This is a genomic window from Fervidobacterium sp. (assembly GCA_026419195.1).
GTDB lineage: Bacteria > Thermotogota > Thermotogae > Thermotogales > Fervidobacteriaceae > Fervidobacterium.
Genome location: JANZZV010000003.1, coordinates 12,736 through 35,207, shown reverse-complemented (window position 1 = coordinate 35,207; position 22,472 = coordinate 12,736). Strand labels below are relative to the sequence as shown.

Below are 22,472 nucleotides of genomic sequence, written 5' to 3'. Positions count from 1 at the left end.
ATGAAAGTTGTACTCTTACAAGATGTACCAAAACTTGGCAAGAAAGGTGAGATAACAAATGTTTCAGATGGTTATGCAAGGAATTTTCTCATCCCAAAAGGGCTTGCTAAGGAAGCGACAGAGCAAGTCATAAAACAACTTGAAAAAGAAAAAGAGCAAGAAAAGCAAAGACAGGAAGCTCTTAGAAAAGAAAGTGAGAAATTGCTGGCTCAGTTACACCAACACGTGTTTAAAATAAGTGCGAAAGCTGGTGAAAGTGGAAAGTTATTTGGTTCTCTAACGAATTCAAATATCGCTGAAGAAATATCAAAGGTTATAGGAAAAGAATTCGATAAGAAATGGATAATATTGGACAGCCCAATTAAAACGACTGGAATATACGACATTGTAGTTAAGCTTCCTGGTGGTGTATCTGGGAAGATAAAAGTGCAAGTAGAAAAAATCCAGTAGCTGTCATCAAAGGGGTGCAATAGTATTGAATTTTACAGCATTTAGTAAAGCTCTATACTCAACTTGGATATACTACTCTCCGGAGCGAATCCTTTTTGATGCCGGAGAAGGTGTTGCAACAATGTTAAGTAACAAGATATATGCAGTAAAATATGTCTTTTTAACACACGGTCACGTCGATCACATAGCGGGCTTATGGTCGGTAATTAACACACGTAATAATGCAATGGGTGACAGAGAAAAGCCACTTTTTGTTTATTATCCAGAGGGTAATCGTGGTATAGAAATGTACGCTGATTTTCTAAAAAGATCCAACAGTGAGTTAAGATTTGAACTAAAATTTATTCCTGTGAAGCATGGTGAGAAGATATTTTTGAGAAATTCTGGTTCATTTACAAGGTATGTAAAACCGTTCATAGTTAATCATACTTTCAGCGAAATTTCTTTCGGATATCACGTTATAGATGTTCGGAAAAGGTTGAAAGAGGAATACAGAAAACTCTCAGTACAGGATATTTCGAGATTGGCAAAGGAGCTTGGAAGTGAAAAAATAACTGAAAGTTATGAGAAGAAAATTCTCACCATATCTGGAGATACTATTTTATTAAGAAAAGAGGATATTGTTGACACAGAAATTTTGTTTCATGAATGTACCTTTTTGAAGAAAGAAGACAGGAAATTCAACAATCATGCGTCACTTGAGGAGGTTGTAGAATTAGTTAAAGATTCCAACATCAAAACACTTGTTTTGTACCATATTTCTTCAAGATATGTTAAAGGGCTTGAGAAAGCAATAAGAAAGATAAACATACCAGGTACTGATATCACGTACGTCCACCCTGAAAAGATATTCGAATTTTAAACTAAAAAGTGGGTGAACTTTTTTGAGACACATTATATTCATAAGTGATTTGCACATAGGTGATGGGAACAGCAAAGATGATTTCAACCAAGATGAACTCTTTGAAAATTTAGTATTGGAATGGAACGAACTTAAAAACCCGGAGATAGTTATAGTTGGTGATGGTTTTGAAATATTGGAATCTAACGCGGTCCGAAACCTCGGACTATTAGGTTTTTGGGAAAGTGTTGAAATGTTAGATGGAACGGTTATCGATGATATAAATAAAGCTCATCCAACGATTTTTGAAACGTTAAACAAATTCAAGGGTACAGTTTGGTACGTAATAGGTAATCACGATTATTACATACTTAAAAACGAAAAACTTCAAACAGCGTTGAAAGAAAAGATTAAGAATTTAAATATCGTCCCATACTATTATGACGAACAAAGCTCTATTTTAGCTGTACACGGTAATCAGTTTGATTCGATAAACAAATTCACACAAATAGATGGTGAACTCATACCACCACTCGGTGATTTTATAGCCAGGTATATGATGGTGAATTTTGACGAAGATCTTAAGAAACATCTTCCTGAGCACGTTGTAAAAGACTATGATAATGTTAGACCTGTGTTGGATGTGTTTCTCTGGTTAGAAAAAATAGCGGATGTTTACGAAAACAGCGTTGATTTATTGAAACTGTGGATAGACAATTTCATTGAAATGATGAAAGAAGAAGAGGCACAAAAATGGATGAAGAAAAACTATCCACTTATGAGTAAGCTCTCAATAATCTTTCTAAACAAAATTGGTGGAATAAAGCTCGGAGAGTTGATAGTAAGAATTATCATGAACATCAGAAAATTGAAAAAAACAGACTATTTGAAAAAGGCAGCTATTAAGGTATTTAAAAACACCGGGATATTAAAAACGTATATGGATGGTTATGTTGATAATCCATCAAATATGATCGATTTAAAATCAATTGATGGAATAGTTGTAGGACACAGCCACAAACCTGTATTTGAAATAACAAAAATAAACGGTCAGTTAAAATTTTTTATGAACTGTGGTTCATGGAAACCGGTTGTGGAAAAAAGGGCTCATGGTATGTTTCAAAAATACTTTGAAATATTCTACGGAATAGCTAAGATTGAAGGTTCGGATGTTGAAATTATGACTGGAACGATTAATAAGATAAAGAAGCGGGAAGTGATAGATTGAAAGTTATAACATGCCATAGCAACCCAGACTTTGATGGATTTGCAAGTTGTGTTGCACTGAAGAAAGTTTATCCAAATTATGAGATAGTAATCGCAGGAAATCCTGTACAAAATTTGAAGGAATTCCTCAGATTTTACGAAGATTATTTTCCATTTCTCACAGAGAATGAGTTAAAGGGAATTAACGAAGATATCGATGAAATAATAATAGTAGATACTCCAGGATTGGAAAGGGTAGGTGAAGAAATAAAAAATAAATTAAACCCAGATACTAAAATAACAATTATTGACCATCATCCAGATATAAGAAATTCAGATAATGAAGATAGCAGATCAAAGAAAATATTAAAGCTAACAGGTGCTGCAACTACTATTGTTGTCAATATGCTTAAAGAGAAAGGTGTCAAGCTTTCTAAGGAAGAGGCTACATTATTAGGCATAGCAATCTACGAAGATACAGGTAGCTTCCTATATTCGAGTACAACAATAGAAGATTTGGAAGCTGTAATGTATCTTTTCAATAATGGCCTTCAACTTAACACTGTTTCAGAATACATAAGGTTTGATTTAACTATCGATCAGAAGATAATATTAAACAACTTGTTACAAAATGCACGAAACTACAACATAGAGAACTATCAGATTACAATCTCAGTAGATGAGACAGAGAAGTTTGTTGGTGGACTATCAATAATAGTCTCTAAATTTTGGTATGCTCACAACGTGGAAACATTCATATCCATTGTGCGTATGGGAAAAAAGATATTTATAGTTGGTAGGACGAAATCCCCAGATATTGACTTAGCAGGGTTGATGAGTGAATTTGGTGGGGGTGGACACCGTCAAGCAGCTTCCGCAACGGTGAATATGGCATCTGTAGAAGAAGTTGAACATAAAATATTACAACTCATACCAAAGTACTTATCCATTGGTTTAAAAGCAAAAGACATTATGTCTTCACCGGTACGTACAGCATTTTCAACAGAAACTATAGAACAGGTAAATAAAATTATGGAAATAACAGGACATAGCGGTATACCTGTTGTTGAGGGTAACAAACTTGTAGGTATCGTTACTAAAAAGGCTGTAGACAAAGCGCTCAATCATGGTCTTGGTAAAAGACCGATAAAATCCATAATGACATCAAAATTAATAACAGCGAAAGTAGATACGCCAGTTACACAACTTAGACGTTTGATGGTAGAAAACGACATAGGTAGGATTCCTATACTCGATGAAAATAATATCCTTGTTGGTATAGTTACAAGGTCTGACATAATTCGTTCACAAAGTATAGTGCAAAGTAGTAGTTTTACCAAAGAGATACGTAGTGCACCTTCTTTCAAAAACCTTAGTTCTTTAATAAACGAAAGGTTGCAAAAACGCGTAGTAAACTTACTTAGACTCATAGGATTCTATGGCAGCGAAACGAATTCGCCGGTTTATGTGGTTGGTGGATTTGTCAGGGATTTATTATTGAATATAGAAAACTACGATATTGACATTGTAGTTGAAGGAAATGGGATAGAATTTGCAAAATACGTAGCAACACAATTAAATGCTATCGTGGTTCCGTACGACAAATTCTTCACAGCAACTATTGTATTTAAGGACGGCTTTAAGATTGATATTGCTACAGCACGAACAGAGTACTATGAAAGTCCAGGAGAACTTCCGCAAGTTGATATTAGTACAATTCGGAAAGACCTTTATCGTAGAGATTTTACAATCAACGCAATGGCGATAAAACTAAATCCTCAGGAGTTTGGTGTACTGTACGACTTTTTTAACTGTCAAAGAGATTTAGAACAAGGTATTATAAGGGTATTACACAATCTTAGTTTTATAGAAGATCCAACAAGAATGATCAGAGCTGTGAGATTTGAACAGCGATATGGTTTTCATATGGAAGAGCATACATTATACTTACTCAAGAAAAACCTCGAAGAAAATTATCTTGAGAGGGTTTCTGGTTCGAGAATAAGACAAGAATTAGAAAAGATATTGGAAGAAAAGAATCCTCTCAATGCTATCAAAAGAATGGCGGAACTTGGTATGATTAAGCATATATTTCCAAAAACCTATTACACAACTGTTATGGAAGAAAAGTTAGAAAGATTATTCGCATTCATTCCATTTTTGAGAGATAAGTTCAATAATTTTAATCATTTCTATGCAATTTCGACTATTCTTCTTGAATATTACGATAAAACTTCACTTGAGGATATGAGATCAAAATATGGATATCCGAAAAAATTTATAGAAAGTTTAAAATTCACAGAAAATATGATACTTCCTGTCAAATCTATGATTGAAAACAAATTTCCGCTCTCTGATATATACAAAGTACTGGGAAAATCTAATCCATACGTTTATGCACACATATCTGCTTATCTTACAACGGAGGCACAGGATTACTTGAAGTATTACATAGATACTGTTCAAAATATAAAATTGGAAAAAATCTCTGGTAAAAAGCTGATGGAAAAATATCAAATCAAATCAGGACCTATCTTGAATACAATACTGGAAGAAGTATTTTGCAGAAAACTTGATGATAACAATTTAGACGAGGAAGAATTTCTTGATACTCTCGTAGTGAAATATATAAATAAGAACAATCTATCATCCGAGTAATTTGGTGGTGATTGTTTTGAAAAGCAATCTTTCAAGAAAATATACAATATATATTATATATTTTTTGATGTTTTGTTACGTGATTTATGGGCTTGTTAAGGTACAAATATTAGAGCAAGTAGAGAATAAAAAAATACTAATGGACTTAATAGGTAAGAATGAATACAAGAGAGGTTTGAGAGGTACAATTTATTCATCTGATGGAGTTAAGTTAGCTTGGAGCGAAAAGGTTCCTGTAATAGCACTGAAAGAATATTCGCAAAAAGATCAACAAATATTGGAAAAATACCTATCTGTTGAACAATTGACCAATTTAAGAAACACAGGAAAGGCAGAACTAAATTGGGAACAAGCATTTTTGTTGAAGAGTATAGGTTACAATATCTACGCTGTAGAAAAACGCCGCTCATATGGATTTTTATACCCTCTGATTGGTAGTGTAAACGCAGATGGAGATGGCATGTCTGGACTAGAGTACACATATAACGAGGTTTTGAAGGGAAAGGTAAGTGTTTCGTATGGAATAAAAACACCTGGAGGAAAATATCAAGAGGGAATAATAGAAAGCGAGGCAGAAAATGGATTAGATTTACAAACATCGATAAACTACTGTTTGCAGAAATTCATATACGAAACATTAACAGAATTCGATACGCCATCCGTCGTTATAGTCTCCAAGCCCAAAACAGGTGAGATACTTGCAATGGTATCTTATCCAGCCCCGAATGTTGATTTAAACAATTTAGACTCTCTGACATGGCAGAAGTTAGTAAATGATCCAATGAAGCCACTTTTGAATAGAGCTATATCAAGTAGTTATCCACCTGGTTCAACATTTAAAGTTGTAACTGGATTAGCACAAATGATTTATGGTCAACCAAGTCCAATCAGTTGTAAAGGGGTTTTTTATTATCGAGATTCAAGAGGTAGAGTGACTGGGAGATACAATGATTGGTTACCTACTGGTCACGGAAATGTTGATATAGAAAAAGCACTCAGAGTTTCGTGTAACGTGTATTTTTATAAAGCTGCACTTGATATTGGTATAGATAATTTAATTAAGGTTTCGAAAGCTTTTGGACTTGGTGAAAAGACGGGGATAAACATTCCAGGTGAAACTACCGGAATACTGCCAACCCCAGATTGGAAATATCAAAATATAAAGGAAAAATGGTATCCTGGAGATACAATATTATGTGGTATAGGTCAAGGTTTTCTGAGTCTTACACCTATTCAAGTACTACATATTTATAATACTATAGCTAACAAAGGAGTTATAGTTAAACCCAAACTTGTTGTAAACGAAGAAAGTAGTGAAAAACATTTTGATATTCCGGTCCCAGATGATTATTGGGACATTATTACAAAAGGATTGGAAGAAGTTACAACAATTCAAGGGAGTGCCGAGTATGGGGGTACTGCTGCAGATACTTTTAAAGGTTTTCCACTAACTGTTGCTGGGAAAACAGGCACAGCGCAGACAGATAACGGCCAACCACACGCTTGGTTTGTTGGGTTTGTACCAAGTAGAAAACCGATGTACTCGATAGTTGTTTTTATCGAGCATGGAAAAGGTGGAGGACGCTACGCCGCTCCAATAGCACGAAAAATATTTGACTATATGTACAAAAATGGATTCTTTAACAAAAACATCAAAGAAACGAAGGAAGGGAAATAGAGTGATAATTAAATACTTTAAAAATGATGGTTGCAAAGTTTGTCAAACGTTTTTGCCAAAGGTAGAAAAAATAGCAAAAAATTATAATTTGACATTAGAAATAGTTGATGTTGTTCAAAAGCCAGAGATAGCAGGTCAAAGTCTGGTATTTACCGTACCTACGGTAGTTTTTTATGACCTACAAGGAAATGAAATAAAAAGATTTGCTAGGAATTTTTCAGAATTGGAGATTAGAGAATACGTGGAGAGAATTTATGGTATACTTGACGTTGAGAAATAATTTAATAGACAAATTTTTTGCAAAATTCCTTACTGTGGAATTGAACTGTACGTCGAACTAAAACTTTTTTCAATGGAGGTGTAAAAATGGAAAAACTTCTTGGTATTTTAAGATTTGCGTTGGCAAGAGAGATAGAAGGCAGAGAATTTTACAAAAATAAGGTAGAGAGAGTAAAATCAAAAGATGTCAAAGACACACTCGAAGGTCTTTGGAAAATGGAAGATGAGCATGTGAACTTTCTCAAAGGTTTGATGGAGAAAATTCAAAAAGACATTGAAATAAGTATCGATACCGAGATAACAAGAACTGACTTTTTCGAAGAAAGAGAAAAAAGTGAGCTTGTGTCAGGCACACTTGATGACATGGCAAACGATTTAAGTATTCTTAGGATGGCTTATTTGATTGAAGAAGACTTTGAGAAATTCTATCGTTTAAGTGCAGAAAAAGTCGAAGATTCTGATATGAAAAAACTCTTGAACGTACTTGCAGGCTGGGAAGAAAATCACAAGAAAATGTTACTTGAATTATATGAGGAAACAATGAAAAATTATTGGAGTCAGCAAGGCTTTACACCGCTTTTCTAAGTCCAGAAATTCAAATATATTACTGTTGAATTGTTGTAATTAACTTGTCACGTGTAACTTTTTGCGAGGAGGTTGAATACTTTGCGAATTCTCAGTGGTATAAGGCCAACTGGTAAGGTTCATGTTGGTCATTATGTGGGTGTATTTGAAAATTGGTTGAAACTTCAAAACGAAGGTCATGACACATTTTACTTTGTAGCAGATTGGCATGCGTTAACAACACATTATGAAGACACATCTGAAATAAAGGAGTTCACTGAGGATTTGATAAAAGTGCTCATGGCAATTGGGCTTGATAAATCTACGTTGTTTGTTCAATCTGCCATAAAAGAACATGCCGAGCTGATGCTTATTTTTTCGATGATTACACCACTTTCATGGCTTGAGAGAGTCCCCACGTACAAAGAAATGAGGCAACAGATAACCAACAGGGATTTGTCGAATGCCGGTTTCTTAATGTACCCAGTATTACAAGCAGCTGATATATTGATCTACAAAGCAGATGGTGTACCAGTTGGAGAAGATCAAGTTTACCATGTTGAGCTGACAAGAGAAATTGCGCGTCGGTTCAACTACATATTCAAAAAAGAAATCTTTCCAGAGCCGAAAGAATTGCTATCTGAGGTTCCAAAGCTACTTGGGACAGATGGTAGAAAAATGAGTAAAAGCTATGGAAATACTATACCTTTGATATCAACAGAAGCCGAGCTTTCGAAAATGATCTTGCCTATGGTCACAGATCCTGCAAGAAAGAGGAGAACCGACCCAGGTAATCCTGAAAATTGCCCAGTATGGGATTATCACAAAGCTTTTGGAACAGCTAACATTCCAGAAGAAAGACAGTGGGTCTTCGAGGGATGTACGCAAGCTAAGATTGGATGCGTTGATTGCAAGAAATTGCTACTTAAGCACATGATAGAAAAATTGAGTCCGGTTTGGGAAAGGTATAATTCAATACATGAGCGAGATGTACAAGAAATGATACATCGAGGTAACGAAAAGGCAAGACAAATAGCCCAAAAGACTATGGAGGAAGTTAAAGACGCAGTGAAGATAATGTTTTAAGCGAATTTTACAAGTAAGAAAGGAGATAATAAAATGATTGCAACATCCACTGTGTTGAAATTACTTGTGTCAATCTCTGCACTTTTGGTAGCTTATGTTGTTCATAAGGTAATAATGAAATCTGTTGATAAATTTATGTCTACACTTGGTAAGGAGCTAAAAGCTCCAAAAACATTATCACTTTTACTTGCTTTTTTGATATATGGTTTTGCTGTAGCTGGTATACTTGCGGTTTGGGATGTGAACTTGACCCCCTATCTTACGGGTCTTGGTATATCTGGTGTTGTACTTGGTCTTGCGTTCCAAGAACCATTAACTAATTTTCTTTCCGGCCTCATGGTACTTGTGACAAGAAAAGTTTTTGAAGGAGAGGTAGTAGACATAGAAGGTCAGACAGGTGTGGTTGACGTTATTAAGATGAACCATACTCATATTTTGACTTTTGATGGTAAACTCGTACTTATTCCCAACAGAAAAGTGTGGTCTGGGACAATTACAAAATTTTGGCCGGGCAAATATAGACGTGTTGATGTAAGTATTGCAGTTGATTATTCATCTGATATGAGCTTTGTAATTGATTTACTAAGAAAAGTACTTGAGGAGGAGCCACTGGTTGTAAAAGATAGCAGTTTAACTAATATAGTACTTTTCAATTCATTTGACAACAACGGTGTTACACTCTCTGTAAAATTTTGGGTTGAAAAGGATACTTATTTTGATGCTATAAACGCTGTAGCTTTAAGAATAAAGAAAACATTTGATGCATACGGCGTGAGAATACCTAATAACGTTGTCGAAGTTAAGATAAATAGTTCGGAGGGAAAAATCTGATGAGAAAGGTAGAAAATGTACGAAATATTTGTATAATAGCTCACATAGATCATGGAAAGACAACGCTTACAGATAGAATACTCGAGATGACAAACGCCATAGACAGAAGAAAAATGCGTGAGCAGTACCTTGATAGCATGGACATAGAACGTGAACGAGGAATTACTATAAAGTCTCACCCTCTTAGGGTATTTTATAGAGCAGATGATGGTACTGAATACGAAATAAACATAGTTGACACACCAGGCCATGTGGATTTTTCTTACGAAGTAGACAGAAGTATGGCAGCGGTAGAAGGTGCAATATTATTAGTTGATGCTACGCAAGGTGTGCAAGCGCAAACTGTTGCCAACACCTACAAAGCATTAGAGCACAATCTTGAAATAATACCAGCTATCAATAAGATAGACGTTCCTACGGCCAACATTGAAGAGACAATAGCAGAGATAGAGGACTTAATAGGCATTCCGAGCGAAGAAATATATCGTATAAGTGCCAAAGAAGGTATAGGGGTAAAAGAACTGATAGAAGCAGTAATTAAACTTGTTCCTGCTCCTGTCACAAGGGATGATGGATATCTACGTGCGCTAATATTCGATGCAAAATACGATAAATATAGAGGTGTTGTAACGTACGTTCGGATTTTCGATGGTGAGATCAAACCAAAAGACAAGATAATAATGATGTCAAGTGGAGAGATTTATGAGATAGATGAAGTTGGTACATTTACACCCGATATGACACCTGTTGAAAGTCTTAAGGCTGGGGACATAGGTTACATAATTGCTGGTCTCAAAGATGTCTCGAAGGCAAAAATAGGTGATACGATAACAAAACCGGAAAACCCTGCACCGGATCCTTTACCAGGTTATAAAGAAGTCAAACCGATGGTATACGCAGGCATGTATCCAGGATTACCTGAGTATTATGAAGAATTGAGAAAAGCTCTGGATAAATACAAACTTAACGATGCTGCACTTGTTTACAAGCCAGATCATTCACCTGCATTAGGTTTTGGTTTCAGATGTGGATTTCTTGGGTTGCTTCACATGGACGTAGTTAGGGAAAGACTCGAAAGGGAGTTCGAGATAGCTGTTATCTTAACTGCACCGAATGTGGAATACAAGATAATTACCCACAGTGGGGAAGAAATAATGATAAATGATCCCGCCAAATTTCCTGAGGATGGAGAAGTTTATGAGATATACGAACCTTACGTTAAGCTGTCTATCATAACTCCTCCAGATTACATAGGGAAGCTGATGAACTTAGTACAAAACGAAAAACGCGGAACACTTGTTTCGACAGAAAACGCAGGTCATGAACGCGTCGTAATGCATTTTGAAGTACCACTTGCTGAGATTATATTTGATTTCTTTGATAGGATGAAAGCTGTCAGTAGAGGATACGCATCTATGGACTATGAGTTCCTTGAATACAGAAAAAGTGACCTTGTAAAGATTACAATTTACGTCAATAAAGAACCAGTTGACGCACTTTCGTTTGTTGCACACAAAGATAAGGCGTACACGATAGCAAGAAAGTTGGTTGATAAACTGGCAGAACTCATACCACAGCATCAATTCGAGATTCCGATACAAGCAAAGGCGGGGGGTAGATTCATCGCACGTTCTACAGTGAAGGCATTACGGAAAGATGTTTTGGCAAAATGTTACGGTGGAGATGTAACGAGAAAGATGAAGTTATTGGAGAAACAAAAAGAAGGAAAGAAAAAACTCAGAGAAATTGGAAACGTGACAATTCCACAAGAGGCATTTCTCGCAATGCTCAGGATAGGTGAGGAGGAAGAATAAAATTCCAAGGGGGTGATTTTTTGGATTGGGAATTAGAAAAGTTGTTTAGTAATGATGAGCAAGCAATTGAGCATGCACAAAAGCATCTTAGACAATTAGAAAACTTAATACAAGAATTTGAAAGTACATTTGACGAGGAAAAGTTAATAAGATTGCTTAAAGACATTGAGGAAAATGCTGATGAATTTTCAAAAACAAATCAGTATGCTTGGATGAAATACTCTGTAAAAACCAACGAGTTGGAAAGTCAAAAATTGCTTGGGATAGTTTACGATTTATCAACTAAGATAGATGAAATCTTAGTAAGGATGGAACTTCATCTTTCCCAACTCAACGATGAAAAAATAATTTCTTTCAAGAACAAGGCAGAAAATTATAAGCATCTTTTAGATATTATAGAAAGAAAAAAGCCACATATACTTCACAAAGAGGCGGAAAAAGTATTGGCTTTGATGTCTGGTTCAAGACGTGGTGCCATTTCTAAAATACACAGCAGACTCGAAAGTTCTTATGTATTCGAATTGGAAATCGAAGGTGAGAGAAAGAGATTAACAACAGAAGAAGTAAAATCATTGCGTCGCCACCCGGATTCCAAGTTGAGAAAACATGCGATGAAGATGTTGTTAAACCGTTTTGCAAACGATTCAATAGTACTAACGGAAATTTATAATCTCATAGTAAAAGATTACGATACAGAGAGCAAATTGAGAAAATTTGAAAGACCTATCTGTATGATGAATATTGAGAACGAAGTTGAAGATGAAATAGTGGATAATCTGATAAATGTTACAAATGAAAATGTACATATAGTCAGAAATTACTACAAATGGAAAAGTGGTGTACTTGGTGAAGAACTGACACTCGCAGATCTCTATGCACCACTTAGTAACAATGTCAGGAAGTTTACATTTCAAGAGGCAAAAGATATCATTTTGAATGCATATTATTCGTTTGATGAATGCTTGGGGAAGATTGTGAAATCATTTTTTGACGAAAACAGAATTGATCTATATCCAAAAGAAGGTAAGGTATCAGGAGCTTATTGCATATACTCAACCACAAAGTTTCCTGCATACATTTTAACAAACTTCAACGGCGATATGTACGATATAATGACCCTTGCACACGAACTCGGGCACGGAGTGCATGGAACTCTTTCTAAGAAACAAACATTCTTTAACTACGATACACCACTTACATTATCAGAACTTGCGTCAGTTTTCGGAGAATTTTTAGTTTTTGAATATCTAAAAGAAACCATCGAGAATGAAGAAAAGATTCAACTTATGGCCTCGAAAATAGAAGACACCTTCGCTACAACGTTTAGGCAGAATATGTTTACTAATTTTGAGATCGAAGCGCACGACTTAATAAGCTCAACAGGCTTTGCTGATTGGAACGAATTGAACGAAATTTATCACAAAGTGCTCTTAGATACATTCGGTGATGTTGTAAACATACCAGAATGGTATAAAAATGAATGGGCTATGGTCTCGCATTTCTTTGAAACTCCCTTTTATGTCTATGCTTACAATTTTGCTCATTGTCTTGTTATATCACTTTATCAGAAATACCTTGAATCTGGAAAACTGTTCTCAAGAAGTTACAAGTCACTTCTTGAGTCTGGAGGGAGCCTATCACCAAAACAATTACTTGATAAAGTAGGCATCGACATATCAAAACCAAGTTTTTGGGAAGATTCGTTTAAGTTTATCAATTATCTTTCTGGTCAATTATACGCGCTAGAATAGAAAATTTATTGACAAAAATAGTAAGATTGATTAAAATATACCAAGACATAAAGGCGGAAATCATAAAATTTTAAAAACGATAATCACTAAATTTGAGAAGCAAAACAAAATCAACACAAATCTTTTGGGAGGTCGATTATAGTGGATAGAGAAGAACTCTTTAAGAAGGTAGCTGAAATTATATCGGAGAAACTAAACGTACCAATTGAAGATATTGATGAAGACAGCCATCTTATAGAGGATCTTGGAGCGGATTCACTTGATGCTTTTGATTTAGTCATGGTTTTTGAGGATGAATTTGGAATCAAGCTTGAAGACGAAGAAGTTGAAAAGCTCCTAACAGTAAAGGATATTTTAGATACTCTTATAGAAAAACTTAAAGAAGAATAAATTTTTCGATGGTTTTATAAAACAAAGCAGGCGTTAAGCCTGCTTTGTTTTGCAATGTAAGCATTGTTACTTTATGAAATTGTACACATACAGATTATCATTCTGAAACGACCTGTCGAAACTCAAAGTAGCACAAAAATCCTTGTTTATTTCCAAAGGTATGGAAACTACAGGTAACGAAACTTCCTCTGAAAATCTTCCAGATACAGTTTTTACTTCCATAGTAAAATAATTTGTCGAAAGTTTTTGAATATTTTCAAAAACTATATCCGAAATATTTACGTTTTTCGAGACTTTAAGAGCTTTCGGTAAGTGTGTTTCCCTTGGTCTTCCCCAATCGTATATTCTGTATGTTAAATCTGAGCTTTGCTGAACTTCTAAGACCGTACTGTTTGGACCAAGTGCGTGTACCGTACCAGCTGGTATATTAACAAAGGTGCCGCGTTTGACTTTTACATAGGTTAAAATTTGTCCCATGTTTTCGATATCATTATCTTCAATTATCTTAATCATTTTTTCGACATTTTCGCAAATAGCAAATTCTCCATCTGTAAGAAAATACCAAGCCTCACTTTTCCCCCACGGTTCACCTTCAACCGTTTTTGCAAAATAATCATCAGGATGAACTTGAACACTAAGCCACTGATTTGTGGAAACAAGTTTTATTAAAATGGGGAATCTTGGATATTTTGCATCATATAATCTTTTACCAAATTCATTCATAGTTCTGCCATCTTCAAGTTTACTTTCGAACAAAGGATGTCCTGAAAGAAGCCAAATTTCCCCTATCGGTTCCTTCAGTTTTAAATCAAATATCTTGTTTATCTCTTCATTTCCCCACACCATAGGTCTGAATTCTGGCAAAATTTTCAAGAAAGACATAAACCCCTCTCCTTTAGTAAGCTTATTCAGAGTAACCCCCAGCCACTATTTTTTCTCCATCAAATCGCAAAACAACTTTTTGGAGTAAGATTTCGGAATAATATCTGGTATTATGAATGAACACCTCAACTCCCGGATAAAGAGCCTTCCGTGCTATGATTTTTGAATCAAAAGTAATTCTTGAAATTTTATCTTCAAGTTCATGAAGTCGTGCGATATTTTTCTCAAGTTGTTCTCGCAGATTTATCAAAGTTTTAGTAACTTTAGAGAACTGCTCTTCTTTGCCTTCTGGAATATTTATACCTTTTTCCTTGAGTTCTTTGTACTGTTTTACGATAGCCAAAAGTTTTTGAATGCTTGCTTTATCTATCTCTATTTGCGCTTTTAATAATTTAATTTCCTCTCTTATGTACGGATTTACACCAACTTCCAAGTACGTTTTAACACCCATGTCTGAGCCAATTTCGTCACATTCAATGCAACTTGAAGCAATGTATTCCCCGCCTATTATGGAAGAATTCCTACCCCTTCCAATTATTGAATTTGTAACCCTTACTGTGCAGTTTAGCAGATCGTGTTCGAAAAAAAGATTTTCTGCTTCTATGGTTATAGATTCTGCGTACTTAACGTACACAGCCTTTTTTGCCTTTATAAGTCCTTTATCTTTTCCCTTAGCACCAGAAATTCTGACATTCCCTTCAAGAGAAATAACTGTCGCAGCTTCTGCTACGCCGTTTATGTCTATATCACCCTTTGCCCTTACTACAAACCCTGGTTTGACATCACCTTTTATTAAAACTATACCCGGAAAGTCTATGTTTCCGGTTGTGTAATCAACATTGTTTTCTACTTCTAAATACTCACTAACTTCTACATAATTTTTTTCAGGATCAACTTTGAGAATACCTTCGGAAGTTGCTAGAATGTGCATTCCATCTTCACTCAGTGTGACGTTTTTTCCAAGGTTTACTTTAGCTTCACTGCCCTTTCTTGCCGGAACTACTTCGCCATATACATTTTTTCCAGGGATACCTTCCGTTGGTGGATATATAGTTGCGATTTTTTGTCCTCTTTTCACTATTATTCTTTTCTGAACGGGAAATTCTCTAAAATCAACGCGATTATCTTTTAAAAATGTGCTCGGCCCTTTTGTCGCTGTGACCTCAAAAACAACTCTACCGTCTTCACCGTCTTTTGGCGGATCGCCACGTGCGAACAAAACAGGAACATCCTGAACAGGATCTTTACAAAAAGTCCTCAGTGCATCGTAATCGATGTTATGAACGATTTTTGCTCCTCTAATATACTCCATTAATTTTTCTAAGGTTACTTGTTCTCCTGGGAGCAGATTGGAAATCTTTATGTATGCTTCCATTTTGTCTTGTGATACACTAACAGTTGCATCCATTGTTATCCTCCTTGACGTACATAACTCAAACAACTTATCTAATTTCCTTTACCGTGTTATCTGGGTTTAGTATAACAATTTTCGCACCTTTGTATTCATCCGGTGTGTAGATTCCAAAAGCCATGATGATTATTCTATCTCCTTTTTCCACAAGCCTTGCAGCAGCTCCATTGAGAGAAATTTTTCTGCTACCACGTGGTTCTGGAATAACATAAGTCACTAACCTATTTCCATTGTTGACATCTGAAACTAAGACCATTTCATTTATCTTTATGCCACTCAATTCCAATAATTCTTCGTCTATACCTATACTTCCTTCATACTCTAATTCTTTTTCTGTTACAGTTGCCATATGAATTTTGGCTTTTAACATTACTTCCATCATTCTTTAACTCCTCCTATCCAGCTACTTAGTATTTTTTGGAAGTTCAACAACAAATTTGTTACCATCTTCTGTTGCTTCATGGTATATCCTCCCCTTATGTTCATCTTCTACTATTTTCTTACAAATAGCAAGTCCAAGTCCGGTACCGTGCACTTTTGTTGTGAAAAACGGAGTAAACAACTTCTCTGAGGTGGTTTTGTCGATTGGTTTACCTTCGTTCCAGATAGAAACTAATATTTTTTCAATTCCTATGCGAGTCTCTACTAATATTTTACCACCGTTTGGTGTTGCTTCAATTGCATTCTGAAGAATGTTTATTATTACCTGTTTTATACGCGAATACTCAGCATGCACATTAACTTCTTCCGAGTCAAACACAAAAGAAAAGAGTATCTTTTTTTCTTTAATCTTCTCTTCCAAAAGCAAATAAACATCGCTTATTAACTTGTTAATATTGAAATCAGTAAACTCAAGGGTTCTTGGCTCTCTGCTAAAATCAAGTATTTCGTTAACGATGTTCTCTAATCTCAATATTTCGTCTTTCAATATGTTCACATATTTTTCACGCGCTTCTGGGATATCGATATTTCTTTCAAGCCTTTTTATAAACCCACCAAGCACTGAGATAGGGTTCCTCAGCTCGTGTGCAACACGTGCCGCCATTTCACCAAGTGCGGCAAGTTTTTCTTGCTTTTTACGTTCCTTTTCAAGATTAACCCGATCAGTTACGTCATCAAGAGTAATAATAACACCTCTTAAAATTATTTTCTCTGCGTCCCAGAAAGGAGTAATTCTTATATCGTAATATTTCTCGATTCCCATGACCTGTATCAAGTAGTTATTTAAGGTTATTTCTTCTTTAATTTTCATACTTTGATAGGCCATCTCTTGTATATCATCAAACTCTGTACCCAACGTTCTTAATTCAACTCCTGTCATCTGTTCTTTTGGTCTTCCAAAATATATTTCTGCTTTCCTATTCCATTCTGTGATTTTGCCTTCCTTATCAATAACAATAATGGCAGAGGACATGTTTTGGAGTATTGATTCGGAAAATTCCCTTAAATACTCTGTTAAGCTCTTTTGACGTTCAAGGGAAAGTGTCTTATTTTTTAGTTCCTCATAATTTATAGCTGTTTCTATCGCAAGACTTGCACTGTCAGAAAGTATTTTAAGAATTTCAACGTCGGTGTCTTTGATTGCTTTCTTAGTGTAATAATTATCGACGATAATAACCCCAAATATTCCTTCTCTGCCAACCAATGGTATAACGGCAAATTCTTTTGTTCCGAGTAAATTCACTAAGTCAATAGCATCCAATCCCATTGTGTCGATTATTTTTTCATTAGATATAAAGATTCTCTTTCTTAAGATGCACCTTTCAAGTATAGGATGACCCTTGTATGGAAATACCTTTCCTTCTATCATTTCAGTGAGTTTATTTTTGATTTCAAGAACCATGGCTTCTTCTCTGAGATATTGAACAACATCGGCATACCTCATAGCTCTCTGGTTTGCCTTTCTCCAATCATCTTCCACATTTTCACTTTCAGGACCAAGCCATACCTTACCTACTAATATATCTTTCCTTTCATCGTAAGAAAGTAACAGAGCACGATTGTAGCCAAGTAGTCTCCCAGATGTTATACCGAGCAAAAGTGTCCTGTACACGTTCTTAACACTGTACATCGTTCTTATCGCCTGGCTGATATAATGAACGGCATTCATTTTTCTTAATTGTTCTCTCTGATCTTCTATCAGCGACTCATAACTTACTTGAAGTTGCCGAAGTTTTTCCACTTCTTCCCTAAGCTTACGTTCAAACTCGATTCTACCCTTGGCTAAGTAAAGTCTATTGACAGAGTCGCGAACTATATCCAGATCCATTGAATCAAAAGATTTTGAAGTCGAATAAGTATATGGCTCCTTCTTGTTAGCAAAAATGAACCATCCTAAGTCAGAGCGAACTATGAGTGCGGAAAGCACTTTATTAACTTTCAATAACAATTCTAAACCTGTAGGTTTATACAAAATCTTATCTGAACCTTTGAAGTATCGAAAAACATCCTTTTCTATATCACTTTGGTCTAATTCAAACTCGTTTAGTTCATCAGTTAAAGAATTATAGTGCGTAACAATAAATTTCTCTTCGTTTCTTTTCAAAATGTAGGAAACTTCGGCATCTATTATTCGTGACATTACTTTAAGAAAATCAGAGGTTAGTTCCGTTACTGTTTCACTGCTTTCAAATATATTCGTTAACATCCACAACGATCTGTATTTCTCAAGATATTTTTTTGTTTTTTCATAGCTTGGTACAAACCCAAGTGCAAAACCCAGAAAATCTGAAAGTTCGTTAAAGTTTGCCATCTTCTGCGGTACGCTATCTGTGAGTATCAGGCCAGTAACTTTACTCGAATGTCCATTTCTTAATCTATAAACGTATGCTTCATATTTTTCGTCCAAAACTATTTTTGAAAACGACTCATGTTCGTTGATAAATTCGTATGGAATCTTTGAATACGCAGGTAAGAAGTTTGTTATCAAAACTCTAAAAAGCGTTTTCCCTTCTTCATAAATGGCAATTGATAATTTATCCACACCAACTAGTTGTGATATCTCATCAGCGATCTTTGTAACTTCTCCGCAATTTTTATCTATTTCAAATATTTTTATCAGTACATCACAAATCTTCTTACTTATCATTACTTCACCACCTTATTAACATATTGTGTTAATCTAACGGTCCCAATGATTTCAATTCTCTAAGTTTTGTTAGTTCCATAATCTTTTTGACCCTTAAACCAGCTGGATCTGTTCTTTCTATACCTCTCTCCAAATCCATCAAGACACTATCCACTTCTTCGTAGGTTATACCAAAAGCATCTTCATCTGTAATACCTGGAATCAGATCAGGTGTAGGCTTTTTACTCAGTATTCTTTCTGGAACGTTTAAATACTTACCAAGTTCAAAGACTTGTGTTTTGTAAAGATGCTTGATAGGTTCTATATCTGTTGAATCATCTCCCCATTTTACGTAAAGTCCAAGCAATAATTCTGTTTTGTTAGTTGTACCAACAACGCAATAACCGCATTTTTCAGCTTCCATGTAAAGTTTACACATTCTCATACGATGCTTTGATCTATAATAAGCAATCCCTTTTAAAAACTCTTCATCTCCCTCATTTTTGAGATCGAGTATGTATGGATCATCGTATTTTTGCCATCTATTTCTTGAATATTGTATTTTAACACTCTCGGGTATAAGTATAGCAGGTGGAAATAATGAATAAACTCCCAAGCCTCTTAGTGCAGCTGATAAGTTATGTAGTTCATAATTGACACCAAATGTTTTACAAACTAACTTTGCATCCTCAACTGATTTCTTTGAGCTATCACGTTCTGGCAATATGAGCGCCTTGATTTTTTCTCTGCCAACTGCTTGGACAAGAAGTGCTAAAACCACAGCGGAGTCTATACCTCCACTAACACCTATTACCGCACCCTTGAAGTTGTAAGTCCGAATAACTGAATTTATGAATTCTATTATCCTATCACATTCTCTTCTTACATCAAAACTCATAAATTTCACCTCCCGCTTCTTATAAACTTTCTTTAAATATTTTACCACATTTATGTGGTAAAATATTTATAAACCAAATAGAGCAAAACAAATCGAAAGAAGGTGGGCATCGAATGAAAAGCAAAAAAGTTTATTCTTACACAATTTTTCTAAGTTTTCTAACTTCATATATTGTAGTTCACCGACTTTTCCAACAACTCACATTTCGATTTTTCCCAGAGATATTACTGATTGCTTTCTCGTTCTTCCTTGGAATGGAGTTGAAATTAGTAGAGCTTTTGATAACTTCCGCTCTTTCAGTTGCTTTTTCTTTTGTTTTGCTTCAAGTATTATCTTTCATCTTTTTTGGTCATTTTGGTACCTTCGATATTTTACTCACTGCTATAGCAAAGGGAAGCGTACTTTTTGGAATTTCCAGTATGTTGATTACAATTGCAGTTGGCAGTGTTTCAAACCTTGTTTTTTACAAGAAAAAAGGGAGCTAACCGCTCCCTTCTCTACTTATTTTAAAAAATCTTTTGATATAAACTCCCATATTTTCCTTAAATTTTCAACAAGTTCCTCGTAAGTCCCATTGTTTTTTATTACTATTCCCTCTTCAAGTATGTCTTCTTGCAAGTTCAAGATTTTGTCAACCAACTCAGGAGTGTATCTGCCCTTTAATCTTTCTTTGATTACTTGCTTATCTGCAACAACTGTTATTACAAGGTCGCAAAGATTTATATTCAACCTCCTTTTTATGGCTGCTTCGATGACAATATGTTTTCCGACGTTTTTTTGTAGTTCCTTGTCTAACAATTCTTTTAACGTGGGATGAACTAAGCTTTCAAGTTTTCTGAGCTTCTCGGAATTAGAAAATACTATTTTCCCAACTTCTTTTCTATCTGATGTACCAAATTCATTTCTAATCAGATCAGCATTCAGTTCGAAAGCTTTATGACCAAGTTTATCGACGTCTATATACACAAATCCTAAGTTTTTAAAAAACAACGAAACAGTACTTTTTCCTGTTCCTATCTTACCAGTGACGCATATTATCATACATTTAAACTAATTTCTCTCCTAAGTCTTTATCTTCAAGTTTTTCATATTCAGCTTTGGTTAAAAGCATAAGGCTTAATTCTCCATCTATTGTTCCATAAAGCTCCTTCACCTTTTCGTTTACATTGATCTCATCTTTCACGATAACAATGAATTCTTCATCCTTCATGAAAATTGCCACTGGATCAAATATTCTCTTCAATGCATCTATGTATTCTTTCATCATTCTATCTCAATCCTTTTGTTAGCATTTTTTGAATAATTGAACTCCTCGAAACCACTTCTTCCCATAAGGGCATACGTTATCTTCTTACCAAGCTCAACACCAGGTTGATCGTAAGGATTTACATTCAGTAAATCTCCTGTAATAGCAGTGGCTATTTCATAATACATGAAGAACTGACCAATATGGTACTCATCGATCTGTGGGAATGTAACGGTAATGGAAGGTCTTCCATGCTTTGCCAAAGCCAATTGTGTTCCAAGTTGCTCGCTGTTTAATAAAGTGGATAACCTTTTGCCACCAAGATAAACTAACTCCGGTTCATTTTCGTGCAGTTTCGGTATAGTTATCTCTCGTTCAAATTTTTCAGTTTTAAGGAACGTTATAATCTTGTCATCTGGTCCTTCATTGTAGAGTTGTACTTGAGAGTGTTGATCAACTGCTCCCAATGCTTTAATTGGTGTTTGCCCTACGTTCACTCTATTTCCATCATTATCGTACATCTTTCCTAGACTCTCTGCCCAGAGTTGTCGATACCAATCTGCAAGGTGATAAAGCTTATTTGAATAGGCCATCATAACAGATATGTTTCTACCCTTTTTGTAATGCAGATAGTGTATGACTGCAAGCAGTGCTGCTGGGTTCTGCCAAAAAGGAGTTTTAACTGTCTTTTCATAAGCGTCCCTTGCTCCAATAATCATTTCTTCAATATCAACACCCGCAGCCTTTGCAGAAAGCAAACCTACAGGAGTCAAAACACTGAATCTTCCACCAACATCTGGTGGGATATCAAGCATTCTAATTCCTTCACTTCTACCAATTCTTCGGAGTACTCCTTTTTCCGGGTCAGTTGTAAAAACAATATGTTCTTTTGGATCAAGTCCACTAGCTTCAAGTATACCCCGTATTATCAGGTAATTTGCCATTGGTTCGGCTGTTGTTCCGGACTTTGAAATTATGTTAAACAGCGTCATTTTTAAATTAATACTATCAAGTACGGAAGCTATATAGTCTGGATCGACATTATCTACCACAAAAACCCTCAAATACCCATTTCTTTCTTCAGAATTCATTGAATTCCAATTAAAAGGTCTAAGTGCATTTTGAATAGCTATATTTCCAAGTGCTGAGCCACCGATGCCAAGGACAACAATATTATCAAATGTAAACAAGAAATCACTGAGTTCATTAACCGAGTCTATCCACTTTCTTGTCAAAACTGCGTTCACAAAACCAGGTTTATTTTCATCAAATCTGCGTAAAAAATCAGACACCTTTTGCTCACACGCACCAATTTCTGATTCGGTTAGTCCACCTAAGACGTTTTCCGAGATTGTGTAGGTAAAGTCAAACTTTAACATAGGAAACACCTCCAAATCAACAAAAAGCAACCGGAAACGTA

At 35.4% G+C, this 22,472-nt stretch carries 21 protein-coding genes; 13 read left to right on the top strand and 8 right to left on the bottom strand.

What is annotated here, in order from left to right; all coding sequences use genetic code 11:
• From rplI to N2Z58_02005, 12 genes are all read left to right on the top strand, one after another.
• Entirely contained in the window at positions 1-450 is a 450-nt protein-coding gene (gene rplI / locus N2Z58_02060; protein ID MCX7653449.1) for a 50S ribosomal protein L9, read from the top strand.
• Positions 451-475: 25 nt separating this feature from the next.
• The gene (locus N2Z58_02055; protein ID MCX7653448.1) at positions 476-1,312 is read left to right on the top strand and encodes an MBL fold metallo-hydrolase; all 837 of its coding nucleotides are present in this window, start codon (positions 476-478) and stop codon (positions 1,310-1,312) included.
• Positions 1,313-1,334: 22 nt separating this feature from the next.
• Entirely contained in the window at positions 1,335-2,519 is a 1,185-nt protein-coding gene (locus N2Z58_02050; protein MCX7653447.1) for a metallophosphoesterase, read from the top strand.
• Positions 2,516-5,155 carry a CBS domain-containing protein gene (locus N2Z58_02045; GenBank protein ID MCX7653446.1) on the top strand — a complete coding sequence of 880 codons (2,640 nt, stop codon included), beginning with the start codon at positions 2,516-2,518 and terminating at the stop codon, positions 5,153-5,155. The genes N2Z58_02050 and N2Z58_02045 overlap by 4 nt, the downstream gene beginning before the upstream one ends.
• A 16-nt stretch (positions 5,156-5,171) precedes the next feature.
• Positions 5,172-6,833, top strand: coding sequence for a penicillin-binding transpeptidase domain-containing protein (locus tag N2Z58_02040; protein ID MCX7653445.1), 1,662 nt, complete (start codon positions 5,172-5,174; stop codon positions 6,831-6,833).
• Between the two features lies 1 nt (position 6,834).
• Positions 6,835-7,113, top strand: coding sequence for a thioredoxin family protein (locus tag N2Z58_02035; protein ID MCX7653444.1), 279 nt, complete (start codon positions 6,835-6,837; stop codon positions 7,111-7,113).
• Between the two features lie 86 nt (positions 7,114-7,199).
• Entirely contained in the window at positions 7,200-7,697 is a 498-nt protein-coding gene (locus tag N2Z58_02030) for a ferritin family protein (GenBank protein ID MCX7653443.1), read from the top strand.
• 81 nt (positions 7,698-7,778) lie between these two features.
• Complete coding sequence (gene trpS, locus N2Z58_02025; protein ID MCX7653442.1) at positions 7,779-8,762, top strand: tryptophan--tRNA ligase; 984 nt, start codon at positions 7,779-7,781, stop codon at positions 8,760-8,762.
• Positions 8,763-8,795: 33 nt separating this feature from the next.
• Positions 8,796-9,593, top strand: coding sequence for a mechanosensitive ion channel family protein (locus N2Z58_02020; GenBank protein MCX7653441.1), 798 nt, complete (start codon positions 8,796-8,798; stop codon positions 9,591-9,593).
• The gene (gene lepA, locus N2Z58_02015) at positions 9,593-11,407 is read left to right on the top strand and encodes a translation elongation factor 4 (protein MCX7653440.1); all 1,815 of its coding nucleotides are present in this window, start codon (positions 9,593-9,595) and stop codon (positions 11,405-11,407) included. Before N2Z58_02020 ends, lepA begins: the two co-directional genes overlap by 1 nt.
• Positions 11,408-11,427: 20 nt before the next feature.
• Positions 11,428-13,158, top strand: a complete 1,731-nt coding sequence (locus N2Z58_02010) for a M3 family oligoendopeptidase (protein ID MCX7653439.1) — start codon at positions 11,428-11,430, stop codon at positions 13,156-13,158.
• A 138-nt stretch (positions 13,159-13,296) separates the two neighbouring features.
• Positions 13,297-13,548: an acyl carrier protein gene (locus N2Z58_02005; GenBank protein MCX7653438.1), complete on the top strand. Its 252-nt coding sequence runs from the start codon at positions 13,297-13,299 to the stop codon at positions 13,546-13,548.
• Positions 13,549-13,614: 66 nt separating this feature from the next.
• On the opposite strand, the gene N2Z58_02000 is transcribed toward N2Z58_02005, so the two are convergent.
• Genes N2Z58_02000 through nadE form a run of 5 tightly spaced genes read right to left on the bottom strand, consistent with a single transcriptional unit; the run spans position 13,615 to position 19,806 of the window.
• A complete protein-coding gene (locus tag N2Z58_02000; protein ID MCX7653437.1) occupies positions 13,615-14,430 on the bottom strand; it encodes a class I mannose-6-phosphate isomerase in 816 nt (271 codons plus the stop codon).
• 22 nt (positions 14,431-14,452) lie between these two features.
• The gene (locus N2Z58_01995; GenBank protein ID MCX7653436.1) at positions 14,453-15,838 is read right to left on the bottom strand and encodes a FapA family protein; all 1,386 of its coding nucleotides are present in this window, start codon (positions 15,836-15,838) and stop codon (positions 14,453-14,455) included.
• Positions 15,839-15,872: 34 nt separating this feature from the next.
• The gene (locus tag N2Z58_01990; protein ID MCX7653435.1) at positions 15,873-16,223 is read right to left on the bottom strand and encodes an aspartate 1-decarboxylase; all 351 of its coding nucleotides are present in this window, start codon (positions 16,221-16,223) and stop codon (positions 15,873-15,875) included.
• Between the two features lie 21 nt (positions 16,224-16,244).
• Positions 16,245-18,929 (bottom strand): ATP-binding protein, encoded by a 2,685-nt coding sequence (locus N2Z58_01985; protein ID MCX7653434.1) that lies wholly within the window; start codon positions 18,927-18,929, stop codon positions 16,245-16,247.
• Between the two features lie 28 nt (positions 18,930-18,957).
• Positions 18,958-19,806 carry an NAD(+) synthase gene (nadE, locus tag N2Z58_01980; GenBank protein ID MCX7653433.1) on the bottom strand — a complete coding sequence of 283 codons (849 nt, stop codon included), beginning with the start codon at positions 19,804-19,806 and terminating at the stop codon, positions 18,958-18,960.
• A 113-nt stretch (positions 19,807-19,919) separates the two neighbouring features.
• Between nadE and N2Z58_01975 the strand changes: the two genes are divergently transcribed.
• Positions 19,920-20,291, top strand: a complete 372-nt coding sequence (locus tag N2Z58_01975; protein ID MCX7653432.1) for a hypothetical protein — start codon at positions 19,920-19,922, stop codon at positions 20,289-20,291.
• A 16-nt stretch (positions 20,292-20,307) separates the two neighbouring features.
• Here N2Z58_01975 and coaE read toward each other — a convergent pair whose 3' ends face one another.
• The 3 genes from coaE to N2Z58_01960 are packed head-to-tail and all read right to left on the bottom strand — an operon-like array spanning position 20,308 to position 22,431.
• Positions 20,308-20,847, bottom strand: a complete 540-nt coding sequence (gene coaE, locus N2Z58_01970) for a dephospho-CoA kinase (GenBank protein ID MCX7653431.1) — start codon at positions 20,845-20,847, stop codon at positions 20,308-20,310.
• Between the two features lie 4 nt (positions 20,848-20,851).
• On the bottom strand, positions 20,852-21,070 hold the full coding sequence (locus N2Z58_01965; protein ID MCX7653430.1) for a hypothetical protein: 219 nt from the start codon (positions 21,068-21,070) through the stop codon (positions 20,852-20,854).
• Positions 21,070-22,431, bottom strand: a complete 1,362-nt coding sequence (locus tag N2Z58_01960) for a glucose-6-phosphate isomerase (GenBank protein MCX7653429.1) — start codon at positions 22,429-22,431, stop codon at positions 21,070-21,072. The genes N2Z58_01965 and N2Z58_01960 overlap by 1 nt, the downstream gene beginning before the upstream one ends.
• Positions 22,432-22,472: the final 41 nt, after the last annotated feature.